Here is a 23238-nt window from a genome sequence, read left to right on the forward strand (position 1 = left end):
ATATCTGTGGAAAATGAAAATAAAACGAAAAGTAGTCTTCGTAATGATTATAATGACGGTTTTTTGAATAATGTTGGTCAGACACTTGCGGATGCTGCAACTTCTGTTACGGGAGAATACCAAGAAGAAGCTGATCATAAGTATGAACAACAAAAAAATAAAAAATAACAAGTACTTAAAATGAGACTGCGAATCCTCTCTCCATCTGAGAAGATTTGCAGTCTCATACCGTGTTTAGCGGTTCCCGGAACCTAAGCCTGTTCCATTTGTACCCGTTTGATTTCCACAACCATCAACACCATTGATGAAGTAGCCAGGTCCTTTTGAATAACCCATACCACCTGCACCGCTTGTTCCTTCATTATTCGTACCTGTTGCACCAGTACCATATGTCCCAACGCCTGTACGACCTCGATTAACATCGTCACAATTCGGTCCGCGGTTATTCGTACGGTTCCCGTTATTCATTATGCCGCTCCGACCATTATTGTTGCCATTTCTGTTTTCAAATGTATTGGTATTGCGTTTATCGTATCCTCGATTGTTGTCCCGATTATCTTGATTTCGTTGATTCAGTATTTTTACATCTCCATCATTTTGTGTATCAAAATTATTCGTATCGTTAGCTCCACATCCTGCAAGTCCAACGACTAATAATGTAGCACCCAAAAATGTAGTTACTGATTTCCTCATGTGGTAGCCCCCTTTTTTAACTATGAACATTTAAAAGGTACGATTTGCCCTCAAACGCTCATTTATAGGTTGGCTTACGACATTGGTATTTACTTCTGTTAGATAACGGAAATAGACCCATTTACTATTATGGTTCTTACTGTAAGGATGATGATAATGAACATTTTCCCACTTGTAGGAATGAGCGTACTGGGAAATCTACTATCTGAGGCAAGGCTAAATTAGTTGTACCTAGGCCTTGTTTTTAAAGCTTTATCCATTTTTAAATTTGGAGGTTTTTACATGGGACAGTCTCTACGAGAAATCATGACTTCAGATGTGTTAACGGTAAATGAAACACAGAGTGTAAAAGAGGCAGCAGCATTAATGAGCGAGTACAACATTGGGGCGATACCGGTTGTCAACAATAATAAGCAAATCGTAGGTATTGTAACGGATCGTGATATCACTCTACGTACTACAGCGCAAGGTGAAAGTGCACAAACACCTGTTTCACAAGTGATGACCGCGCAACAAATTGTGAAAGGCACGCCTGAAATGGATGCTCATGAAGCAGCTAATCTAATGGCTCAACATCAGATCCGTCGTTTGCCAGTAGAAGAAAATGGCCAAATCGTAGGAATGGTTGCATTGGGTGACCTAGCGGTTGAAAATCAATATGCCAATGAGGCAGAACAGGCATTGAGTAGCATTTCAACGCCATCTTCTCCACAACAATAAAGTTTCTAGGCAGACCATTTGGTATCATTTGGTCTGCTCTTTATGCAAAATCGCACGTAGCTCTGCTAAATCATTAATCACATAATCTGCTTGAGACAACTCGTCTTCTTGCGCAAAGTAAAAATTACATCCAATCGAAGTTAACCCATTATCCTTTGCTGCTTGTATATCAGAAAGCCTGTCTCCAACAACAGCACCATTTGTGATACCATATTTTTTTAGAATGCTTTGAACTAAGTCTGATTTATGTAAGGTGTTAATTTGTTGAATACTGAATGTTTTCGTAACCCATGTATCTAACTGATAATAACGCACAATTGCTTCTAGATATTCCTGTAAACCATTGCTTGCAATATAAATCGAATAATTTTTTTCTTTTAAATACATGAAGATTTCTTTTACGTTTGGATATAAGTCCCCTTTTCCGCTATTTATATTTTCTATGAGTCGATTTAAAAAATAAACATCGGTTTCCATTCTGTCCTCTGCTGAATGATGTGGCATTAAAGTTTCCCACACTTTTGGTAAAGGCACACCCATTATCTCACGGTACGTCTCAATTGGAGTATCACCTTCCCATTTATGTAGTGACCGTAAATAATTAAACGTGTCCTCAAGAGATTGTTCTAATATTTTATCTGTTTGAAAAAGTGTTCCATCCATATCGAATATAATTGATTGAGACATGTTTCTCTCCCTTTTTTTCTTGAACTGTAAAAATGACACCATCCACATTAGTACCGTAAACTGGTGGCGGTGCGCGAAATACTGTCACTATTTAGCATATTTTCCCCCACAGAGCTGTAATTTCAATTCCTAAGTAGTATCTATCCTTGTTTTTTATTTTTAATTATCCTATCACTGATCATTGCAAGTAGTAGCCCAACTGCGAGTGGCAAAAGAGCAATTTCAGTTTTATCGGGAGTCATTTTAAACATTAGTACATTTATATCTGCTATAAAACCAAGTAGATAGAGTAATATCATTGCTCCGATTGAAAAAAATACAGAAAGTTTACACAAAATCCCACCCCTATGCTAAGCAATTTTGCTCCCTACTTCGATAGAAGCACCCCATCGGGATCGACTAAACCTGAAAAAGACCATGTTTTTCCTTGATTCTGAGTGCTAAATTGCGCTAATACGTTACCGCCCAAGTAATCCCCATTTGGTCCTTGATTGACTAATAAAGTCCCTTCTGTTCCGGTAAAGGTCGGAATCTCGGCTATTGTGAAGTATCCTAGATACTCTTCAGGTATTGGAACTTCAACCCGCTCCCAATTGACACCACCATCAGTAGTCCGGTACAAATTAGGTATGGGGGGCTTTGACTCTTCGCGATATTCACCAAAAGAGATAAACCCTAACTGGTCGTTTATAAAGCCTCCATCCGTTACTAAGCGATAGTGCTCCACAGATCCAACGTTATTCCAAGATTGCCCACCATCAATGGTCTTAAAAATAAAGTTAGCCTCGCTACTCATTGTCTTATCGCCTGTAACGATGAGATATCCGTCCTGTTCAGAAGTGAAACCCAAGATCCGTAACCTCAAAGGAGGTAATTGTTCTGAAATAACCACCTCATTCCAGGACTCCCCTTTATCAGTACTCATAAGAATTCGCAGCGTACTATCAAGTACAAATGCGGTTTTCTCCGGTGTTATCACATAGCTTCCTTCTGCTAAATTTGATTCATTGTATCCACTAATAATTAAGTTATCAATTGGAACGGGTACAGTTTTCCAATTTCGGCCATTATCATAAGTGACCATCAGCTTTTCATCTTTAATTTGATACTTGTTTCTTTCTGCGTCTTCCTCTATTCCGGCTTTTTTATGATAGTCTTCCAGTGTTTCAACAGGTGGCAACCCTATTTGGATATCATTTGATCTTTCAATATTTGCTAATGTGTAGGTATCCTGATCAAGTTTGTTAATTGTCAGTTTCCAAACGATATTTGGAACAACTCGATTTTCCTGGATTTCTCCCCACTTGTAATCGACTTGTGGACCACTTTCTGGTAACTGAACTTGAAAAACAGTCGCAACCACAAAGGTATTTTCATCTCCTGATAGCTTTGTAAATCTCGTGTAGCTGGCATTCGAAATAATCCCATCATCTTCTAAACTCTTCATAAAATCAAACAGAATGCGATATGCGATTATTTCTGGTCTCTTGTCATCCGCATCCACTTTCAGCGTGTAGGGTAATTTATCATTTATGTTTGCTGCATTTTCGACTGGTTCAGGATTTAGTTCTTCTTTGTCATCTTTAAATACTTCTACTATTAAGATAGCTATACATAGTAAAATGACTAGTAGTAATCCTAATTGTCTTTTTTTCATAAAAGTCACCCTTGAACTTTCAAATATCGTATTTTTATCTTGTAGAAACAAGGTATAATAACCATAAAAATAAGGACAAAAATGCAAGGAGTGGCAGGCCATCTTTTACTTTTTTCCTTGATCGATAAAAGCAAAGTTTACAAACAAAATAAAGGATACCAGTACTAGCCACTACAAAACCTGCAATAAGGGATGCCATTTGATTCTTTGTAAACTGAAAATATATTATAAAGAAAATAAAAATATAAATAATTAATCTTTTGGATACCGCGTATTCCTTTGGATTAAAGATTACCTCTTTAATTGGTCGCTTTCTCTCCATATATTCCCCTTTCATGTTACAAGGCAATACCTTGACGAAGCCACTCTCCACCTACCTTCACACAATGAATGTTGTAAACCATGCGATGTATTTTGCTCCCCAAATAAACAATACTTGAGCAAGTACTGTGATAATGCTGATGCAATCATTTTTACTCTTGCTCCAGATAACCTCACAGCATATGCGAGTGTTTCAATTGAATGAATGATAAAAATAAACAATGCAATAAATAATAGTTTCTCAGTTAAAAACTCCATTTCAAAACCTTCTTTATAAAAAATAATCAACCTACCTAATTTTACCATAACAACCAAACGTAGACACTGTTTCAATGAAAATAGCAGTCACCACTTCTTAGAATTAGCACATCTGCAGTCCCGCATAAAATAGGTAATTTTTGGTGACATTATGTATGGACACCAATGAAGGAGCTCAATCTATGCCACATCAAAGATTTCAATCAGCAAGCATTAAGCCTCGATATAAAAAAGGCCATATATCTGTATTCGGGATTAATTCTGTGTATCCACGCCCTCCTTGGATTGCGGCTTGGTGGTCTGCTGCTTTTCCAGGGTTTGGACATATGTTTATTGGCAAGTATCTACATGGTTTTATTCTCATTCTATGGGAGCTAGTCGTAAACAACTTGTCTAACTTGAACTTAGGGATGGCTTTATCCTTTTTAGGTAGATTTGACGAAGCAAAAGAAGTTATTAATATGCAGTGGGGGCTCCTCTATGTGGCTGTTTACTTTTTTTGTATTTGGGATAGTTACCGTTGTGCGGTTGAGATTAAAAAGAGTCATATTTTAGCTGAAATCGAAGATGCTCCCGTCACACCATCAGATGTTAATTTTTTTGATGTTGTAATCCTAGATAAGAAAATTCCATCTGTTGGGATGTTCTGGTCATCTTTTACACCTGGGCTAGGACAACTATATGGTGGAAGTACGGTTATTGGTGCATTTATTTTAGCGTGGTGGATTTATGTTTGCTACAAAGCACAAGCAATAAATACCATACTATACTCCCTTCTTGGAGACTTTAGTCGAGCAACGGATATTGTGAACTGGCAGTGGTTTTTATTTCTACCCTCAATGTACGTTTTTGCCATTTATCAAGCTTATGTTTCGGTAACTGAAAGTAACACCTTATATGATATTGAGCAAATAAGGTTTCTTAGAGTGAGGTCGGAAAACTTGGGACAACAAAAAGCAACCGAAAGCAATACAGTTCAAATCATTGCAACATTTGATCATTCTCCCTTCGTGGAAATGGTGATTCACGACATTGAGAAGTTGGGTGTACATCCGAACAATATCATTGCATTGCCATTGGAGAATCTGGATTCCCAAGCACACATCATTGACACAATACATCGCGTCGATGGAAGAAGCATGCTCGACGGGGCCATGATGGTTGGAACTATTTTCGCAGTATTAGGTACTGTATACGGATTTGTCTTGCACTGGGGACCTGTAATTTGGGGATTGCTTGGATTAGTAGCTGGATTTCTATTGGGACTATTAATTGAACTAGCCGTGAATAAGAAAAAGTTAACATTAATTTCGAAACGCAAAAGCGAAGTGATTATCGAAGTAACTTGTGATGTTTCTCTGAAGGAACAACTAATCAGAGCACTACAATCACGTAAAGCAATGGGCTTTGTTGTTAAGCCCATATCGTCAACTTCCACCCCATAATAAATGAGTGAACAGAAACTAGGTTCACTCTATCTTCATTAGTATTGATTTTCTCTTTAGTGTTATAAACGAATAAATGGTAATTTTACTCTTTTTCTCTTTGTAAAAATCGCTTCTAAACTTGTAAGGTAGTATATATCAATCAATGGTTCAAAATATCTCGAAGAGTGCTTGTTTTGTTACTTATGATAAAGGCTCCCTTTATTTGATTTAGTCAGGAATATAAAGAAATCTGTGATCCATCTCGAAATCAACCCCACAGTTATGTACCCATAAAATAAAAGCATAAAGTTCTCCTTGCCCCCAAAACGAAACAATCCAATGCCGAGTAAAAGCGGCTTTAAGAAAAACGCAAGTACAAGAGAAAGTACTAGTAACCATAAGTAGTAATTCTTACTCTTATTCAGGGTATATTGATATAGAAAGATATATATAACAGGAACAAAAGAGGAATCTAGCGCTAAATTTGCCGGAATGCCTGGAAGTAATTTATAGGGATATGTCCACCACCCTCTTGTTGTAGCAAATGAATCAGTCATTGCAAAGAATACGTGTACGCCATATCCGTAAAAACCTAATTGAAAGACCTTTCTCCTATCGATAAAAAGAAATAAGGCAATGAGTGGTAATATTAGCATACCTAGGACAACCCAAAACTGCCATGTATGGAAATGAGAGTATTCGTGCCAATAATTAATCCATCTTTCACTTAGTTGAATTTCTGCTTTTCGTATTTCCTCTATCAATCCGATTTGGTCTTTATTCACAAAGAAACCTCCTGTTTTTGATAGTATTTTAATATGTATGCTTGTTTATTCCACCTTCCCCCATGTTCGATAAATATTTCCCTTAAAAACACCAATACTATTACTAAATGTCAGAAGGGAAATTAGAGACAGCTATGATAAAAAAGAAAAACATTTTAAATAAAAACTCGATTCCTTTTTTGTTATTGTTAGTGATCCATATGTGTATGCTTGTGATATTTTCTAGACATAAAAAATCAAAATCAATATGGATTTTATTATTATCAAATATAGGTTTTGCCTATTTGTTTGAATATCCAACGCTTAACATATTTCATGGGTATAAATATAAACCTTCCATTATGAAAAATCGTGTTTTTGATTCAATTCTAGGCGCAATCTTTTCACAAGCATTCTACGTTCCGGTAACAGCTACCTTATTGACTTTGTTTAAAAAAGGTTGGAAATGGAAAGTAAGTGCAAGTATGATTTATTATGGCATCGAGTTACTTTTTTTACGTTTGAGAATTTATCAAGTAACCTGGTGGAAATCTATCTACACTCCGGTATTACTAACGATTTATTTTTTTATAAGTGATGGATTTTACAAAGCACTAGTAAATAAAAGAAAATGGGCAATGACGATAGCTCATTACATGGCTACCGAAGTAATTTGGATTTCTTTTATGTATATCCTAGCTGTCAAGGAGTATATAAGAATTGGACGGGGACGCATTCATACGTGGGTTGAACACTTCAAGATAGTACCTCTATATAGTTTGATACTAACCTTGATTGCAACGATCACATCAACAAAGACTCGAGGACTTCATTGGTTTTTACTACCTTTAACCCATTTAAGCATGGATACAGTATTATTTAAATTAGGTATGTTTAAAATAAAAATGAAACACTCTCTTGTTCATATGGCTAGATACATCCTAATGCCAGTTATTTCGAGGATTTTTTATAAAACAATCTTTAAAGGATAACTTAGTGGCTACCCCATTTCTATAAAATTTAAAAATAATTAAAATTAGCACCTTGACCTTTTCATCTCATTTGTATTAATATTAAAAACAATAAAAATTGTAAATCGAATTAATTAAGCTGTGAAAAGGACATGAATCACTCATCAATTTCTTTATCAGAGAACAGGGTCATTGGCTGAGAGCCCCGAAGAAAAGTGAATGATTTACCACCTTGGAGCTTTTATGGGGAAATGATAAAAATCAGAGTATCTATAAACGGGAGATCCGTTATCATATTTGAGCGTAAAACATTTTTTTGTGTTTTATGAAATCAGGGTGGAACCACGGCCGCACTCGTCCCTATGTTTGGGAGGAGTGCGGCCGTTTTTTTATAACTTGATATCGTTTGGCAATGAAAAGGACATGAATCATTCATCAATTTCTTTATCAGAGAACAGGGTCATTGGCTGAGAGCCCTGAAGAAAAGTGAATGATTTACCACCTTGGAGCTTTTATGGGGAAATGATAAAAATCAGAGTATCTATAAACGGGGAATCCGTTATCTTTTTTTGAGCATGAAACATCTATTGGTGTTTTATGAAATCAGGGTGGAACCACGACCGCACTCGTCCCTATATTTGGGAGGAGTGCGGTCTTTTTTATATTCAAATAAAGTAGGAGGAGATTTTAAAATGGTTAAAAAATTGGAAGCAGAGAATCGAAATCACAGAAAGTTAGGTCAAGAATTAGAACTATTTACTTCGTTGGAAGAAGCACCAGGTATGCCCTTCTTCCTTCCGAATGGAATGGTAATCAGAAATGAACTGGAAAATCTATGGAGGAAAAAACACCAAAAGGCAGGCTATCAAGAAATTAAAACACCAATTATGATGAAACAGGAACTGTGGGAGCGATCAGGACATTGGGACCACTACCAAGAGAACATGTACTTTTCCAATGTAGATAATCAACATTATTCGATTAAACCGATGAACTGTCCTGGTGCAATATTAATTTTTAATAATAAACGCAGGAGCTATCGGGAATTACCCATTCGTTTTGCAGAGCTAGGATTAGTACACAGACATGAATTATCAGGATCCTTAAATGGATTACTCAGAGTTCGATCTTTTACTCAAGACGACGCCCATATTTTTGCTCGTATTGACCAGATTGAATCTGAAATTGATAAAGTACTATCACTAATCAATGAGTTCTACGCACATTTCGGTTTTGAGTATAAGGTGGAACTTTCAACAAGACCAGAAGATTACATGGGCACTGAAGAAAACTGGAATCAAGCAGAATTAGCTTTGGAATCTGTATTAAAGGACAAAGGCGTTCAGTATCAAGTTAATCCAGGAGACGGAGCATTTTATGGTCCAAAGATTGATTTCCATATCGTCGATTCCTTGGGAAGAAGCTGGCAATGTGGAACGGTACAATTGGACTTTCAGATGCCTGAAAAGTTTGATTGTGGTTATATTGGTGAAGATAATAAGTTTCATCGTCCGGTTTTGATTCATCGAGCTATTTTTGGATCAGTGGAACGGTTTATGGCGATTTTAATTGAACATTATGGTGGGCAGTTTCCACTTTGGCTAGCACCTGTTCAAGCAAAAATAATCCCGATTGCTGAAGCGCACATAGATTTTGCAAACGAGGTTAAATCACAGCTAGAATCAGGTGGTATACGTATTGAAGTGGATTACAGGGATGAGAAAATGGGATTGAAGATTAGAGAGGCCGAAAAACAAAAGGTCCCTTATATGCTTGTAATCGGCGACAAAGAGATGGCGAGTCAGTCTGTGGCAATAAGAAAGCGTAAAGAAGGAAATCTTGGTGTGATGAGTATAGAGGATACAATTCAGTTGTTAACGAAGGAGATTAACGGGATTTCGGAGGCTAGGATTGGGGCTTGATAGTTGTTATGGTTGTGGATTGGTAAAGCATTTATCGTTTCTCGGGTGTGTGGTATTCCGTTTCAGATTAGATTTTCGGAATACCCCATCCGCAATCGCAATAATAACTATACTTCAATCTGTTTTTAACTTTTTATAATATGCTTCACTTGCGATGATACCAAAAAAACCGAACATTAAAATCAGTAATCCATAAAACGTAAAACCTCCAAAAAAGGTATGATAAACGCCAACTCCTGTTGTTAAGTACCCAATAGCAGCAAATATGTATCTTTTCATTTATGTACCCCTCCCCTTTATCTTACATTACATCTCTATAACTATATTATCTAAGTTGTAATCGGTAATCTCTATTTCCATTTTTAAAGTTGTCGTAAAATTATCTGTCCATACATGGTAACGAAATATTTTCCGTTGTCCAGTTCAGAGGCCTTCCCGATTGCTTCTTCAACTACTGCTATATTTTCATCTATGATTTGATCTTTATTCGCGATGGTATCTTCACTAGCATTAGCACAAGCTGTTAAGATTAAAAAAACAATAATAATAATGCCCATTCTCGCAATCAATTTCATAAGTAACTCCCCAATTTATTGCTTTTATTAATAATCTTACCATAATTTTCTATCGCAAATATAAAAAAGGCACGAATTGGTTTAGTAATTCGCACCTCTTTAAAATTCGCTTTAGTTTTGTTTTAGGAAATTTGGATCTGAGTATGCAGGATTCGGGTATTTGTAAAAACCTTCTCCGGTCGCTATTCCCATTTTACCTTGATCAATCATTTCTGACTTCAGTTTATCTGCAATCACTCCGTAGGCAGGGTCCAATTCAGCGCGAGCTTTGTTGAGGTTGTATGGTGTTTCCATCCCCACAACGTCTAAAATTCCGAATGGACCTCTTGGAGAACCTGTTGAAATCATCCAGTTTTTATCAATCGTATGAGGGTCTGCAATATCCTTTGCCCATAGCGTTAACCCTGCATTTAGAAACGGAACTAACAATGTATTTAAAATGTAACCTGGTTGTTCTTTCTTAAGCACAAAAGGTATCATTCCGATAGAACGTGCAAAATCGGTTACCTGTTCAACATATAGTTGATCTGTACCAGGATGTCCCATAATTTCAGCGGTATTGTTTTGCCAAATGGAATTCGCAAAGTGTAGAGCTAGAAACTTATCCGGTCGACCTGTAAACTCTGCAAACTGACTAGGTAGCATTGTCGAAGAGTTACTTACGAACACTGTTTGCTCAGATGCTACAGCTCCTAGCTTTTGATAGAAATCTTGTTTAATATCTACACGTTCAGGAACAGCTTCAATTACTAAATCTACTCCTTTTGTTGCTTCGGCTAAGTCAGTACTATAAGTTAACCGACCCATTGCTGCATCTGCTTTTTCCTCATCCTTAAAAAAGTCTGCATACACTTTTCTTAATTTTGTGATACGCTGTTTGCCTTTACCAATTGCTTCGTCGTTAATATCGTATACGCTTACATCATACCCGAAAAATGCAGATTGAAATGCAATTTGGCTGCCTAAGACACCGCTTCCGGCCACCATAATCTTTTTAAAATCCATAGCCACTCTCCTTTAGATACTGTTGTTTCCTACATTATTCTTTCCACAATTCTATTTTCATATGAATATTACAGCGTAAAACAATAAAAGTAGGTCAATCAATGTAATGCATCCATTATTTTCTTAACCACGTCTTATATACTTCTGGAAAATGTTTCAAAATCCTTCTTTTATAAAAGAAACCTAACGATTTTCATTCCCAAATTATTACTTCGTTTATATAATAAATACGTATAGTACGCCTCTGTAGCTCTAGAAGGGAAGAGCGCCGGAAAACATTGTTGGTACCGGGTCGCAAGGCATGGGTTTCAGAAGCACCGAAAAGCAATTTAGCTGAGGCGGGTGAAATTCCTAGCCGGTGAAAATCCGTAGGGAAGCGTGTTCCCCCTAGCCTATGCTTACGAAAGGAGTGCGGGTTCGAATCCCGTCAGAGGCTTTTTAGGATTTCTAGTGTACCAAAAAAACTGTCCATAGATGACTCTTAAGGACAGTTTTTTTAGAGAAGATGATTTACACCCTTATAGCTATATCTAAAAATAATAGTTTATTATAATACTTCTTCAATTGTAGACTTTCCCTCAGTTTGTTCATTATCAAGCCATTTCCATTCTTCATGTAGCCTGATTCTACCATCTGGAAGAGTCTCCGGGGTTGAATAACATTCCCCTCCCCTTATTTCATTTCGGTCATTTACATGGTTATATCTAAATTTCAAACAACCATTATCCTCTACTAATCCAATTAAAGTCCCTTTAACGATTTCTCCGCCACTATATACTGCTGAAAGTATGTTACCCTCTTGTTTGTATTCGAAAATCGTCTTCGAAGATACCTCACCGTTTTCCGTATTGGCAATTGATACAAACTTTTTTCCATTGTAATTGATCATGTTTATCCACCTCTCTCTTATTTATAGGAAAATTCAGAACGGTTACGTTCATTTTATATATGAAAACATACTTACACAACCATTATTCAGGAGCTACTAGTTCAACTTTGATTCGGTCGGGGTCTTCAAAGAAAACAGCATAATAATCTTCTCCACCTGCAAACGGATGCAATTCAGGATAAAGAATTTTGATACCTCTTACCTTTAATTTATCTGTTAGTTCATCTACATGCTGACGGGAACTAGCGTGAAATGCAAGATGATTAAGTCCTACTCGACATCTATGATAAGGGACATCTAAAAACCTATCCTCTGTTTGCACAAACACAAGGTATGTATCGCCAAGCTTAAAGCTCTGTCCATTTTCCCATTTTTGAAAGGATGTGTATCCTAACTCTTCAAGTAACCATCCCCAAAAATCTACTGACTTTTTCAAATCTGATACGTACAGTTCAACATGATGAAGCAATCCCTTAGACATAATAAATCCTCCTTCTCCTATTGTGTTTCCACCATCTTTTATTCAACAAAAAAAGTACTAACCCTTTTTTAGGATAGTACTTCTGAGTATAATGGATAGTCACGATTGAATAAACAATTAGAATCTAGCTTATATTTACTTCACAGGATTATTATTATGGGCGATTTGTATTAGGTTTCCACACGTATCGTCAAACACAGCGATAGTCACTTCACCGGCATTGGTCGGCTCCATGAAAAACTTCACTCCAAGCTTTGATAATCGTTCATATTCTTTATGTACATCCTCTACTCCAAACATTGTCGCGGGAATGCCTGATGCATGAATCTTTTGTTGATACTCTTTAGCAGCTGGATGATTAATCGGTTCAAGTATAAGCTCTGTACCTTCGGGATTTTCAGGAGAGACAAGTGCAATCCACCTAAAGTCTCCTGTTGGGACATCATGCTTTTTTACAAAACCTAATGTTTCGGTATAAAACGTTAGGGCCTTGTCTTGATCTTCTACAAAAATACTTGTAACTATAATTTTCATCGTTTTCCTCCATAATCAATCTGTATTCCACGATTATCATACCACTTTAAACAGTATGTCGTAATCAAGTCATCGTTAACCTACTTTTTTTACTTAACAGTAACCGATGTGACGTGAAAAAGGCTTACTCCAATAATAATTGAGTAAGCACCACTTTTCCTCTTAAATTTAGTAAGCAAAAACCTGGCTAGCCTGCAGTAAATCGTTTCTTGCTTCTATATACTCACGATGGAGTTTATCAACATAATCGCCTGCACTTGTCACTTCATTAATCACACCAATTCCTTGACCACTGCCCCAAATATCCTTCCAAGCCTTGGACTTGCCTTCTCCACCAAAATTCATTTGTGATGGATCACTTTCAGGTAGATTATGCGGATCTAAACCTGCTGCTCGAATAGAAGGTGCCAAGTAATTTCCATGTACGCCAGTAAACAAATTGCTATATATCACATCATCAGATGTACTTTCAACAATCGCTTGTTTATACTCTTCTGCTGCTCGCGCTTCGTGTGTCGCAATAAATGGCGAACCGATATAGGCAAAATCTGCCCCCATTGCTTGTGCAGCTAATATAGACTTCCCGTTTGCAATTGAGCCCGCTAATGCTAGTGGTCCATCAAACCATTCGCGTATTTCCTGAACTAACGCAAAGGGGCTTTTACTTCCTGCATGTCCGCCTGCCCCCGATGCAACGGCGATTAAGCCATCTGCTCCCTTCTCAATCGCTTTATGAGCAAACCGATTATTGATGACATCATGTAATACGATTCCACCGTAGCTGTGTGCAGCTACATTGACCTCTTCACGCGCTCCTAGAGAAGTAATAATAATGGGAACTTTGTACTTCACACATAATTCCATATCGTGTTCAAGTCGATCATTAGATTTATGGACGATTTGGTTAATCGCAAAAGGTGCTGCAGGACGATCAGGATTCTTCGCATTGTAGTCAGCAAGTGTCTCTGTTATCTCGGCCAACCACTCATCTAATTGTGAAGCTGGCCTGGCATTAAGTGCTGGCATCGAACCCACAATCCCTGCTTTACATTGTTCAATCACAAGCTTTGGATTACTGATGATGAATAGTGGTGATCCGATTACAGGTATCCTTAAGGATCTAAGGATAGATGGAATGTTTGACATGCTTATTTCCCCCAGTTTTAAGTAGTTGAAATTTGTTAAATTGCTTTTATAGAAAACGTTTTCAATTGTCCTTATATAACTAATACTATATTAATAGTTATATAGTCAAACTATTTTTGAAAATTATAAATATATTTGTGGACAAAACAAAGTTTTAAAATTGATTTTAAAACCCTACTGTCTTCGTTGCAAATAGCAACTTAAGGGTTTTCGTCAACTCAGATTTGTCCTTGTTTGACAGATAATCCGTGTCAATCTGTTCTTCTTTCCCATCTTTCATTAGAAGAATAATCACATCATTCACTTGAACAACACGTTGTACGTGGCTAAAAGGGATTTGTTTTCTTGGAAGGATATTCCCTCTGTAAATGGAGAAAGACTTGTCGTCAATTGTAAGATAGTCCTTTTTATGTAGCTTGAGATAATATGTTGCCCTATATATCCCGCCCATAATTAAGACTATATATACAAATGTTAAGATCGGATTGGTAAAACCACCACCATCAAAGGAGAAAAAGGAGATAAGAATTAAGGTAGTAATCGTAAATACATACAATAGGGATGTTACAGCTTCTCTTTTCCACTTCTTTCTTGAAACAAATTTAAACCCCATAAATCAGCATCGCCTCCTTACTTATTTATATGTTCATTATTTCAAAATATTTATTAACTATATAATGGTTTCCACTTCGGGTCTTTGTACTCTACTTTATCTGGGCTCCTATCACTTGATATAAATTCAGATTGACATGCCCCAATCAAAATAAAGTTTTTTTGAGCTTCCCTTAAGGAAACTGGATTTGCTCCACCATCATAATCAGGGTCGTCAAATTGGACTCCATCATCTTCCCAATAACAAACCTCACAAATCGCATATGTATTTGGTGGTTTTTCGTCGAGGGTTTTATACCCACAACAAGGACAAGTATATTTAATACGCAATCACCCTACTCATTTGAACTTAACGATTTTAACTTTCTTACTCCTTACTACTACTTCAACATAAATTCCATATTTCCTTCATTCCTAGGTAAAGATTTCCCTTTTGAACATGTAATACGTCCCATTCACACCAGACAATTCCCAACCTTCTTTTCCAAGTTCGTTTAACTTATCGGCTAATACCTCTTTAAAATCCAACATTTGAACCTGAATTTCTTCAACCTTATACTCAAATTGTTTCACAATAAATACCTTCCTCTCTAAATCCCTATAACTGCTCTTACTATTTGTTTAGACGATAACTAATTAAACGATCTTTCAGTTCGAAACCTGCTTTCAAATAGACATGGTTTGCTTTGGTGTCTGTATCCTCGACGGTTAATTTAATCTCTGTTATTTGTGGAAATGAAAACATTTCTGTGACAACCTCTTTTAACAATTGGGTACCTAAACCCTGATTCTGCGCTGATGGTGCTATCCCTATGTATTCGAGCGAAGCTTCTGCCATTATAATATCAACTTCAAAATAGGCGTAACCTTGGAGTTCGTTTGAGTTATCTCTTACTATTTTTAAAATATTTCCATTGCCAAGTCTTTCGATAATTGTTTTTGCATCGTAGTAGGTGTTTGGAAATAATTCGTTATGTAATTTTTCGAAACCTCGATAATCGCTATCTATAAATGGCGTACTCTCTATCTTACTAACCTTCTCAACGTTTTGTTCATGTATTTCTAAGATAAGATGTTCACCCGAGCATTTAGCATTTATTTCATTCATAAAACGTTGTTGCTGCTTGTTTTCCTTATTGATAAAAAAAGAGTAGGTTTGAACCGTTGGATATTCTCTTGTTAACCGCTTCCATAACTGTTCTTGGAGCTCAACTGATGGTGTCTGGTTATATGGACCCCATACTTCAGCAAATGTATCATCGATATCAATGCCAACCGCCGCTACAATCTCTCCTTCTGTATTCCTTGCAATTTGAAAGTTGAGTTCCCCATTTTCATTGATGAAGTCTTCCTCCAGTGTTTGACGAATCTCCTCAACTTTTATGCCACAATATCCAATATGTGTTTCTTTTTGTTTGTTCATTTTTGATAAAAAAAGAGCTAGCTCTTCAAGGTCTGTTGCTTTTTCAACTTTCGTTACCATTTATATCACCTTTTTTTCTATATTTATATACTGCTAGATTTTTAGATTATTTATTACATCCACACTCATATTCCTTGAAAGTAAATTCTTTATACAATCTAAAATCTTTAAAATCACTTGTATCTGACTCATAAACCTTAACAACAGGGGCAACATCAACCTTTGCCACATCTCTTACTTGTAGTTCTATATCTTTCGTTGAATCTAATATATATTCGTACATATCAATATAAATCGCATTGTGTTCACATACATCATATGTCACTGCGAGGTAATACTTCGTCATTGGTTTCACTCCCTATGGTTTGGGTACTTAATTCTGTGTCGTTATCGATCTAATCCGCCATTTTAGATCTTGAGCAGTCTCCTCTTGCTCCTTTATCAATTCAAATTGATAATTATCTTCCGTAGTACTGTAAGTTAAGAATATCTGATCTCCTTCAATCCGAAATTGCACTAGTTCTTGAACGACATTAGGGTTCCATTCAAAGGTAGAGTGTGTCTCACTGAAAAGAAAGCCACATGGACAATTACCTTTACTGTCCGCTGAACTGTAGGCTACTCCGCGTGTGATATATTCCTTTGCATCATTGAACGTCCTTGCTGACTTGTACGATTCAACGGTATGTATCGCATCTCTAAAATCCTGGTATTCAGTAGATGTTTTTAACAATGTTATTTCTTGATTTAATGCCGTTAGATTATCTGTTAATTCTTGATTTTCTTCACTAAACACTTGTAGCTCATTTGTTTTTTCGGTCAGTTCCAGTTCAGCTTGTTCGATTTGTTTCATCAGTTTTTCATTTTCATCTTCCAAATTTGATGCAACACTTTTGACATCTGATTCTCTTAGGACAGAGAATAATGTAATTGCGACTAAAAATACGATTAGACCGAGAACTATTTCCTTTTTCATATTGATCCCTCCTATTGAAATCAGCCAAATTTTGTATAGTTACCTGTTGTTCATTTTTGGGCACAATACCCTTGAGGTGATACAATTGATTAAAAAGTTTTTAGTATGTTTCTTTCTTTTACAATTATTCTCATCAAATGCTTTTGCCGAACATAATCAGCAAATTCAAATATTCGATATTAATCAAGATAAAGTTATTAAACAGATAGAAAATAACGCAGATATCCAACAAGAAGTATCAAAATATCTTAAAAACGTAGACGGCGTGTACACAAAATACAACCCGATTCCTAATAGTGGATTTATGGTAAGGATTCCTGTAGAACCTCCCACTATGGTGAGAAGTCGTTGGTTTGACGATCTGGTCGATGAAATAACGATTATTTTCCCAACTCAAGAAGCACCTTACTTAATGTTGTTTGACGATGAAAACCAAACGTATTTCTTAACATTTAAAGGTAATACAGACCCTTTACTGAAATTATTGAACTTCAACCCAAAGACCCCACAATAAGAGGTCTTTTTCTTTTTTTGGTCCCTTTAGTTGACTATAAAGTCTTGAACTGAAACAAATAGGTTAAATACAGCAATAATAATTAACAAATAGCCAATCGTCTTTTTCTCTTTTTTTAATTCTTCTCTCCCAAAGATTAAAAACAATGCTGCTACTGAATCCATGCACTCATTCTTATAGCTTTTCTTTTATTTTCTCAATAACATCTTGATAAAATGAGACTGGGTGTGGTACTAACGAATTTTTCCCTACTTCTTCATCAATTGTGATTCTGTTTCCTTCTTCATTCATTCTAAATCCACTTATCTTAATTGTTTCTTTTCTACCATTCCACAACTCCGTAAAATCGTTAAATTCCGTTTTTACCATACCAGCTACTTCTTCGGTCTGAAGAGTAAAACCTTCCATTGAAAATGTACTTTTATATAGGAAAACGTTCGCAATTTCCTTATCTATTAATTCGTCTCTGTCTACAGAATAGTCGATTACTCCAACAGATAGAAGGTCTTCAAAGGCAAGCTCAATCCCAATCTCTTCCTTAATTTCTCTTACGCCATCTTGAACGGTTTCATTTGATAGTAAATGACCAGCAGCTGTAATATCCAAAAGGTTCGGATAATCCTTCTTCGTTTGACTACGTAACTGCAAATATAGATAATCAATTCCATTTTCTTTACTAACAAACCAGCAGTGAAACACCTCATGCCAATATCCAAACCTATGTACATCTTCTCGTGTAGCAACGCCAATATGTTTCCTAGATTCATCAAATATATTTAATTGTTCTTTTTCCAACAAACTTCACCCTTTCTTTAAATTAAATAACTAATTTTACACATTGTTTACCTCTTTTGGGTGATAAATTTGTTGAACTACACCAGATGAAAACGTCTTTGTATGCACCAGTTTTAAATTCATCCTATTTTTCACTCCAACAAATAAGGGTTTTCCATCCCCTAGTACAACAGGATGTACTGATAATCTATATTCGTCAATTAGTCCCAATTGAATAAATGTCGTGACTGTGTACACTCTTCCACAATTCTGCTTCAGTATCAGAAATCTCTGTGTTCGGTATATATTGTCCCCATTGATCATAACTTTTTCTACCATAAAGAATCGTATCAATACTATGTAAAAAATCTAAAAATCCCATATCATTATCCATTATGCACCAATCAATCTCACCATTAGGGCCTTCTATAAAACCATCTAATGAAACAGCTAAGTCTAAAATAACTTTTCTTTGTTTTATGCTATTTGACATTGTTCTTCCTCGCTTCCTATAACGAAATAAGCCTATTTTGCTGTGGAGAGTCATTATACAAAAAAGTCTATATACTTACAATGAATTGCAAACGTGCCTCACAGTTATGAAATAATCTCGAAAGCTTCTGACTTGCTTTACTTTCATCTATTTCATTATAATGGAATTATACAAAATATTTTAATTCTTCACTACAACTTAGGTTTTATACTCTTCTAATTTCTATCATTTTTTCTTCTATGAATCTACTACTCGTTATTTTTTTCTATCATATTTTGCTAAACGACTTAATATACTATTCCTGATGCTCTAGAATTTAATTTAAAGTAACCCCCTTCTTCTTTGTAGCTACAACATACGTATGCTTATTATGCATTTCTTTTTATAAAAAATAGAGATGCATGATTATAGATTAATTATTTTATATAGAAGGAGAGATGTATGGTATGGATGCTAAAAGTAATGAAAACATTGCACAATGTCCTTTTCATGGGGGCGCAACAAGTAACAAATCAAGTGGTCATACAAATCGAGACTGGTGGCCAAACGCATTAAACTTGAATATTCTCCATCAACATGACAGAAAGTCGAATCCTATGGGTGAAGACTATGATTATGCTGAAGAATTTCAAAAACTAGATTACGATGCTCTCAAACAAGATCTTCGCAATCTAATGACAGACAGTCAAGACTGGTGGCCTGCTGACTATGGTCATTATGGTCCAATGTTTATTCGTATGTCTTGGCATGCAGCAGGTACATATCGAGTTGGCGATGGCCGAGGTGGTGGCGGAACTGGTAACCAACGTTTTGCACCGCTCAATAGTTGGCCAGACAACGTTCTCCTTGATAGAGCAAGACGTCTACTATGGCCAATTAAACAAAAGTATGGAAATAAAATCTCTTGGGCAGACCTGTTAGTTCTTGCAGGTAATGTCGCCATTGAAGATATGGGTGGTCCAACGATTGGATTCGGAGGCGGACGCGCTGATATTTGGCAACCGGAAGAAGATGTCTATTGGGGAGCTGAAACGGAGTGGCTTGCTGATAATCGCTATTCTGGTGAACGTGAACTTGAAAATCCGTTAGCAGCTGTTCAAATGGGATTAATCTATGTAAACCCAGAAGGTCCTAATGGGAAACCAGATCCAATTGCAAGTGCAAAAGACATTCGTGAAACCTTCGCCCGAATGGGTATGAATGATGAGGAAACTGTTGCTCTTATCGCTGGAGGGCATACATTCGGTAAAGCACATGGTGCTGGAGACCCTTCTCTCGTTGGTCCAGAGCCTGAGGCCGCACCTATTGAAGCACAAGGCTTAGGTTGGCAAGGTTCACATGGCAAAGGGTATGGCCGTGACACAATCGGTAGTGGCATTGAAGGTGCTTGGACCGCTAATCCAACACAATGGGACAACGGTTATTTTGATTTATTATTTGGATACGAATGGTGGCTTACAAAGAGCCCTGCCGGTGCATGGCAATGGCTTATCGTAGACCCTGCCGAGGAGCATCTTGCACCAGATGTAGAAGATCCGTCCATCAAGGTACCAACAATGATGACGACTGCCGATATGGCATTACGCCATGATCCGGAATACGAGAAAATTGCTCGTCGATTCCATCAGAATCCAGATGAGTTTGCTGATGCATTTGCTCGTGCATGGTTTAAGCTAATCCACCGTGACATGGGACCTAAAGCACGATATCTTGGACCTGAGGTTCCAGAGGAAGATTTCATTTGGCAAGACCCTATCCCTGCAGGTAATTATGACTTAACAGAGGCTGAAATAGCTGAGATTAAAGAAAAAATTCTAGATTCAGGACTTACTGTTAGTAAGCTTGTCACAACAGCTTGGGCTTCAGCAAGTACGTACCGTGGCTCCGACCATCGCGGTGGTGCAAATGGTGCACGCATTCGCCTAACTCCACAAAAGGATTGGGAAGTGAACCAACCTGAACAGCTGGCACAAGTACTTCAAGTGTTAGAAGGTATACAAAAAGATTTAGATGTTACAATCAGCTTGGCTGATTTGATTGTATTAGGTGGTAGTGCTGCCATTGAAAAAGCTGCACGTGATGCAGGTTTTAATGTAACGGTTCCTTTTGCACCTGGACGTGGCGATGCTACACAAGAACAAACAGATGCGGAAAGCTTTGAAGTGCTTGAACCTATCTCAGACGGATTCCGCAACTATCAAAAAGAACAATATAGTGTAAGCCCTGAAGAGCTGCTAATTGATAAGTCTCAACTTCTTGGTTTAACTGCACCAGAAATGACTGTTCTTATTGGGGGTATGCGCGCACTAGGTACAAACTATGATGGCTCACAACACGGTGTATTCACTGATCGCGTAGGTCAACTTACGAATGATTTCTTTGTCAACTTGCTTGACATGGGAGTGCAGTGGAAGCCTGTTGGTGCTAATCTATATGAAGGTCGTAATCGTAAAACGGGTGAAGTCGTTCGTACAGCAACTAGAGTTGATCTCGTATTTGGCTCAAACTCTGTTCTCCGTTCGATTGCAGAAGTATATGCACAAGATGATAACAAAGAGAAGTTTGTAAATGACTTTATCGCTGCATGGGTTAAGGTCATGAATGCAGATCGCTTTGACCTTAGAACGGTAGAAACAAAGAAAGCTCAATTAACAGGTAAATAGGCTCCGAAATAAGTAACATCCCTCCAATGTGAGGGATGTTTTTTGGTCTGTGATTTTTTACTAGTTAATGGGATCTGCGTATGCCTTCGGGGAGTGTTGGTACGGTAATTCATGCGTAAATGAAAATGAGCATGGTTCTATTGCGTATTTCCGAAAAGCATGCGCATGTGGGTGGTATTACCAACGACTTACTTTTTCATAACAAAGAGCATCGTTGACCATTATAATATCACCCTCTATTCCTTATTCAAAAACCACTTCCATATTCCATACGAAATGTACAAAACAATAAACATCGATATCCAACTGTAGTACCATTCCCAATTGATATACTCGATAGTGTCTGTGAATTTTTCTAGGATAACTTCTGCACCAGTTAAAACCGAGACGATAATACCTGTATATAAGAATCCAGCCACCTTAGAATCTCTTGGATAGTATAGATTATAGAGTGCACTTACAATAGGAAACACAAAAAATTCGTATGTAAAACTACTTTGAGTAGCAGTTTCAAATACTCGTACGGGATACCTAATTAAGTTTAACTCAACGACTAAATAACCTAGTGGCCATGTTAACACCTGCATGCTTAGGAAGCCTAGAATTGCTTCACGAAGTTTTGAAGCAGCTACCAAAAAATAAAATAATACAATTGCTATAATCCAGGAAACTATAAGAATAGTAATATCTATCATCTATACCTCGCCCATTTTCCAAAGCAAGATCATTATAGTTGCATGTACACGTGATGTTCCCCACAAGAATAATCTTAATCTTCTATATTTTTATTAGGTATATCATATCCATTCTATTCATGTTTGTCTACGAATCTACTTATAAATCACTATATATTTTATACCTTTTTTACTATGCTTATATAAAAAGGTAATATGTGGTATCCCTACTAATTACCTACTCCTATAAATGCTACTAATACTAATAAGTCATCCAAACTTGTAAGGGTGTCCTCTTTTCGAAGCATATAAAAAACTGTAGAGAATATCCCCCACAGCGTCTTTAAACAATCATTTGTTATCATCTTATTCTTTTTCTTCTCATCCATTGTGTAGCAGCCCATTTGTCACCAACAACAACCGGCGCTCCACCATGTAAGGTTAAATCATTTAAGGATTCGTCATTATAGAAGTACTCAAAATATACAGCCATTCCCTTTTGTGGGGATACTGAAAAATTCAACTTTGGAAAATAGGTTTCTCCACCCTGTTCAACATTGCTTAGATACATGACGAGTGTACTAATTCTAGGATTGTTTATTGCGTTTTTGGTAGAATTAAAAAAATCAAAATGAGCTTTGTATTCTTGCCCAATCTTATAATTTAGTATTTGCAGACCTTCACCATATTCTGTTGGGATATTCATAATCTGTGAGATTCTTTTTTCAATTCTCGTAACGACGACATTTTCGCTCTCATCTAAAAAAGTACTACTACTCGTTCTCATATTATCTACATGTGCATTTGCAATTTTCGACCGATCCATTTTATCGGCTGACAACCGAATTAATTCATCACATTCTTCATCACTTAACACATTCCCTAAAATCACAATTAAAGGCTCTTCTAGCTTAGCAATTATTTGTATTTCGCGATCATCCGTGCAAATTTTATTCCCACTGTGATTAAATATCGTTGGTTCTTTCACTGTTAAATCGGTAGCATCCATTGTCAACTTCCATCAACCTCTTCAATGTATAAAATTTTTCAAAACAATTG

29 protein-coding genes, 3 pseudogenes and 2 other annotated features are annotated in these 23238 nt (G+C 36.8%); of the genes and pseudogenes, 7 read left to right on the forward strand and 25 right to left on the reverse strand.

What is annotated here, in order from left to right; translation table 11 throughout:
• Positions 1 to 6 precede the first annotated feature (6 nt).
• On the forward strand, positions 7 to 168 hold the full coding sequence (locus CZ490_RS22295) for a hypothetical protein (protein ID WP_159439916.1): 162 nt from the start codon (positions 7 to 9) through the stop codon (positions 166 to 168).
• 66 nt (positions 169 to 234) lie between these two features.
• Here CZ490_RS22295 and CZ490_RS06525 read toward each other — a convergent pair whose 3' ends face one another.
• Entirely contained in the window at positions 235 to 693 is a 459-nt protein-coding gene (locus tag CZ490_RS06525; protein WP_077618145.1) for a hypothetical protein, read from the reverse strand.
• A 282-nt stretch (positions 694 to 975) separates the two neighbouring features.
• Here CZ490_RS06525 and CZ490_RS06530 point away from each other — a divergent pair, with 282 nt between their 5' ends.
• Entirely contained in the window at positions 976 to 1413 is a 438-nt protein-coding gene (locus CZ490_RS06530; protein ID WP_077618146.1) for a CBS domain-containing protein, read from the forward strand.
• A 24-nt stretch (positions 1414 to 1437) separates the two neighbouring features.
• On the opposite strand, the pseudogene CZ490_RS06535 reads toward CZ490_RS06530, so the two are convergent.
• From CZ490_RS06535 to CZ490_RS06550, 5 genes and pseudogenes are all read right to left on the reverse strand, one after another.
• A pseudogene (locus CZ490_RS06535) lies at positions 1438 to 2094 on the reverse strand (HAD hydrolase-like protein); the annotation flags it as partial.
• Positions 2095 to 2240: 146 nt separating this feature from the next.
• Positions 2241 to 2435, reverse strand: coding sequence for a hypothetical protein (locus tag CZ490_RS06540; RefSeq protein ID WP_077618148.1), 195 nt, complete (start codon positions 2433 to 2435; stop codon positions 2241 to 2243).
• Between the two features lie 32 nt (positions 2436 to 2467).
• The gene (locus CZ490_RS06545; RefSeq protein WP_084795405.1) at positions 2468 to 3757 is read right to left on the reverse strand and encodes a WD40/YVTN/BNR-like repeat-containing protein; all 1290 of its coding nucleotides are present in this window, start codon (positions 3755 to 3757) and stop codon (positions 2468 to 2470) included.
• A gap of 34 nt (positions 3758 to 3791) precedes the next feature.
• The gene (locus CZ490_RS22300; RefSeq protein WP_159439917.1) at positions 3792 to 4079 is read right to left on the reverse strand and encodes a hypothetical protein; all 288 of its coding nucleotides are present in this window, start codon (positions 4077 to 4079) and stop codon (positions 3792 to 3794) included.
• Positions 4080 to 4201: 122 nt separating this feature from the next.
• Positions 4202 to 4336, reverse strand: a pseudogene (locus CZ490_RS06550) (lipid II flippase family protein); the annotation flags it as partial.
• 182 nt (positions 4337 to 4518) lie between these two features.
• Between CZ490_RS06550 and CZ490_RS06555 the strand changes: the two are divergent.
• Entirely contained in the window at positions 4519 to 5781 is a 1263-nt protein-coding gene (locus CZ490_RS06555) for a hypothetical protein (RefSeq protein WP_077620963.1), read from the forward strand.
• A 179-nt stretch (positions 5782 to 5960) separates the two neighbouring features.
• Here the strand turns inward: CZ490_RS06555 and CZ490_RS06560 are convergent, their stop codons facing one another.
• On the reverse strand, positions 5961 to 6548 hold the full coding sequence (locus CZ490_RS06560) for a CBO0543 family protein (RefSeq protein WP_077618150.1): 588 nt from the start codon (positions 6546 to 6548) through the stop codon (positions 5961 to 5963).
• Positions 6549 to 6682: 134 nt separating this feature from the next.
• Between CZ490_RS06560 and CZ490_RS06565 the strand changes: the two genes are divergently transcribed.
• On the forward strand, positions 6683 to 7519 hold the full coding sequence (locus CZ490_RS06565) for a hypothetical protein (protein ID WP_077618151.1): 837 nt from the start codon (positions 6683 to 6685) through the stop codon (positions 7517 to 7519).
• Positions 7520 to 7630: 111 nt separating this feature from the next.
• Positions 7631 to 7863 (forward strand) — a binding site (T-box leader).
• A gap of 38 nt (positions 7864 to 7901) precedes the next feature.
• Positions 7902 to 8135: a binding site (T-box leader), on the forward strand.
• Positions 8136 to 8190: 55 nt separating this feature from the next.
• Positions 8191 to 9420: a threonine--tRNA ligase gene (gene thrS, locus CZ490_RS06570; RefSeq protein ID WP_077618152.1), complete on the forward strand. Its 1230-nt coding sequence runs from the start codon at positions 8191 to 8193 to the stop codon at positions 9418 to 9420.
• A 114-nt stretch (positions 9421 to 9534) separates the two neighbouring features.
• Here thrS and CZ490_RS22305 read toward each other — a convergent pair whose 3' ends face one another.
• From CZ490_RS22305 to CZ490_RS06630, 13 genes are all read right to left on the reverse strand, one after another.
• Entirely contained in the window at positions 9535 to 9699 is a 165-nt protein-coding gene (locus tag CZ490_RS22305) for a hypothetical protein (protein WP_159439919.1), read from the reverse strand.
• 83 nt (positions 9700 to 9782) lie between these two features.
• Entirely contained in the window at positions 9783 to 9995 is a 213-nt protein-coding gene (locus CZ490_RS06575; protein WP_077618153.1) for a hypothetical protein, read from the reverse strand.
• Between the two features lie 111 nt (positions 9996 to 10106).
• Positions 10107 to 11000: a 3-hydroxyacyl-CoA dehydrogenase gene (locus CZ490_RS06580; protein WP_077618154.1), complete on the reverse strand. Its 894-nt coding sequence runs from the start codon at positions 10998 to 11000 to the stop codon at positions 10107 to 10109.
• Between the two features lie 547 nt (positions 11001 to 11547).
• Complete coding sequence (locus tag CZ490_RS06585) at positions 11548 to 11889, reverse strand: avidin-fold protein (RefSeq protein ID WP_200801555.1); 342 nt, start codon at positions 11887 to 11889, stop codon at positions 11548 to 11550.
• Positions 11890 to 11971: 82 nt separating this feature from the next.
• A complete protein-coding gene (locus CZ490_RS06590; protein ID WP_077618155.1) occupies positions 11972 to 12370 on the reverse strand; it encodes a VOC family protein in 399 nt (132 codons plus the stop codon).
• Between the two features lie 135 nt (positions 12371 to 12505).
• Positions 12506 to 12904 carry a VOC family protein gene (locus CZ490_RS06595; RefSeq protein ID WP_077618156.1) on the reverse strand — a complete coding sequence of 133 codons (399 nt, stop codon included), beginning with the start codon at positions 12902 to 12904 and terminating at the stop codon, positions 12506 to 12508.
• Positions 12905 to 13072: 168 nt separating this feature from the next.
• Positions 13073 to 14050, reverse strand: coding sequence for an NAD(P)H-dependent flavin oxidoreductase (locus CZ490_RS06600; protein WP_077618157.1), 978 nt, complete (start codon positions 14048 to 14050; stop codon positions 13073 to 13075).
• A 166-nt stretch (positions 14051 to 14216) separates the two neighbouring features.
• A complete protein-coding gene (locus CZ490_RS06605) occupies positions 14217 to 14663 on the reverse strand; it encodes a hypothetical protein (protein WP_077618158.1) in 447 nt (148 codons plus the stop codon).
• A gap of 53 nt (positions 14664 to 14716) precedes the next feature.
• Complete coding sequence (locus CZ490_RS06610) at positions 14717 to 14986, reverse strand: CPCC family cysteine-rich protein (protein ID WP_077620965.1); 270 nt, start codon at positions 14984 to 14986, stop codon at positions 14717 to 14719.
• Positions 14987 to 15076: 90 nt separating this feature from the next.
• Positions 15077 to 15235, reverse strand: coding sequence for a DUF4177 domain-containing protein (locus CZ490_RS06615; protein ID WP_077618159.1), 159 nt, complete (start codon positions 15233 to 15235; stop codon positions 15077 to 15079).
• A gap of 40 nt (positions 15236 to 15275) precedes the next feature.
• Positions 15276 to 16145, reverse strand: a complete 870-nt coding sequence (locus tag CZ490_RS06620; RefSeq protein ID WP_077618160.1) for a GNAT family N-acetyltransferase — start codon at positions 16143 to 16145, stop codon at positions 15276 to 15278.
• 46 nt (positions 16146 to 16191) lie between these two features.
• Positions 16192 to 16431: a hypothetical protein gene (locus CZ490_RS06625; RefSeq protein WP_077618161.1), complete on the reverse strand. Its 240-nt coding sequence runs from the start codon at positions 16429 to 16431 to the stop codon at positions 16192 to 16194.
• A gap of 27 nt (positions 16432 to 16458) precedes the next feature.
• Positions 16459 to 17061, reverse strand: coding sequence for a hypothetical protein (locus CZ490_RS06630; RefSeq protein WP_077618162.1), 603 nt, complete (start codon positions 17059 to 17061; stop codon positions 16459 to 16461).
• 85 nt (positions 17062 to 17146) lie between these two features.
• Between CZ490_RS06630 and CZ490_RS06635 the strand changes: the two genes are divergently transcribed.
• Positions 17147 to 17575 (forward strand): hypothetical protein, encoded by a 429-nt coding sequence (locus CZ490_RS06635; RefSeq protein WP_077618163.1) that lies wholly within the window; start codon positions 17147 to 17149, stop codon positions 17573 to 17575.
• Between the two features lie 26 nt (positions 17576 to 17601).
• On the opposite strand, the gene CZ490_RS06640 is transcribed toward CZ490_RS06635, so the two are convergent.
• From CZ490_RS06640 to CZ490_RS06650, 3 genes and pseudogenes are all read right to left on the reverse strand, one after another.
• Positions 17602 to 17739, reverse strand: coding sequence for a DUF3953 domain-containing protein (locus CZ490_RS06640; protein WP_077618164.1), 138 nt, complete (start codon positions 17737 to 17739; stop codon positions 17602 to 17604).
• A gap of 10 nt (positions 17740 to 17749) precedes the next feature.
• Positions 17750 to 18370 (reverse strand): NUDIX hydrolase, encoded by a 621-nt coding sequence (locus CZ490_RS06645; RefSeq protein WP_077618165.1) that lies wholly within the window; start codon positions 18368 to 18370, stop codon positions 17750 to 17752.
• Positions 18371 to 18406: 36 nt separating this feature from the next.
• Positions 18407 to 18842, reverse strand: a pseudogene (locus CZ490_RS06650) (dihydrofolate reductase family protein).
• A gap of 446 nt (positions 18843 to 19288) precedes the next feature.
• Between CZ490_RS06650 and katG the strand changes: the two are divergent.
• Positions 19289 to 21505: a catalase/peroxidase HPI gene (gene katG, locus CZ490_RS06655; protein ID WP_077618166.1), complete on the forward strand. Its 2217-nt coding sequence runs from the start codon at positions 19289 to 19291 to the stop codon at positions 21503 to 21505.
• Between the two features lie 236 nt (positions 21506 to 21741).
• Here the strand turns inward: katG and CZ490_RS06660 are convergent, their stop codons facing one another.
• Both CZ490_RS06660 and CZ490_RS06665 read right to left on the reverse strand, forming a co-directional pair.
• A complete protein-coding gene (locus CZ490_RS06660; RefSeq protein WP_077618167.1) occupies positions 21742 to 22200 on the reverse strand; it encodes a CBO0543 family protein in 459 nt (152 codons plus the stop codon).
• Positions 22201 to 22540: 340 nt separating this feature from the next.
• Complete coding sequence (locus CZ490_RS06665; RefSeq protein WP_142255425.1) at positions 22541 to 23188, reverse strand: 2OG-Fe(II) oxygenase; 648 nt, start codon at positions 23186 to 23188, stop codon at positions 22541 to 22543.
• Positions 23189 to 23238 lie beyond the last annotated feature (50 nt).

Source organism: Litchfieldia sinesaloumensis (genome assembly GCF_900156865.1).
GTDB lineage: Bacteria > Bacillota > Bacilli > Bacillales > Bacillaceae_L > Ferdinandcohnia > Ferdinandcohnia sinesaloumensis.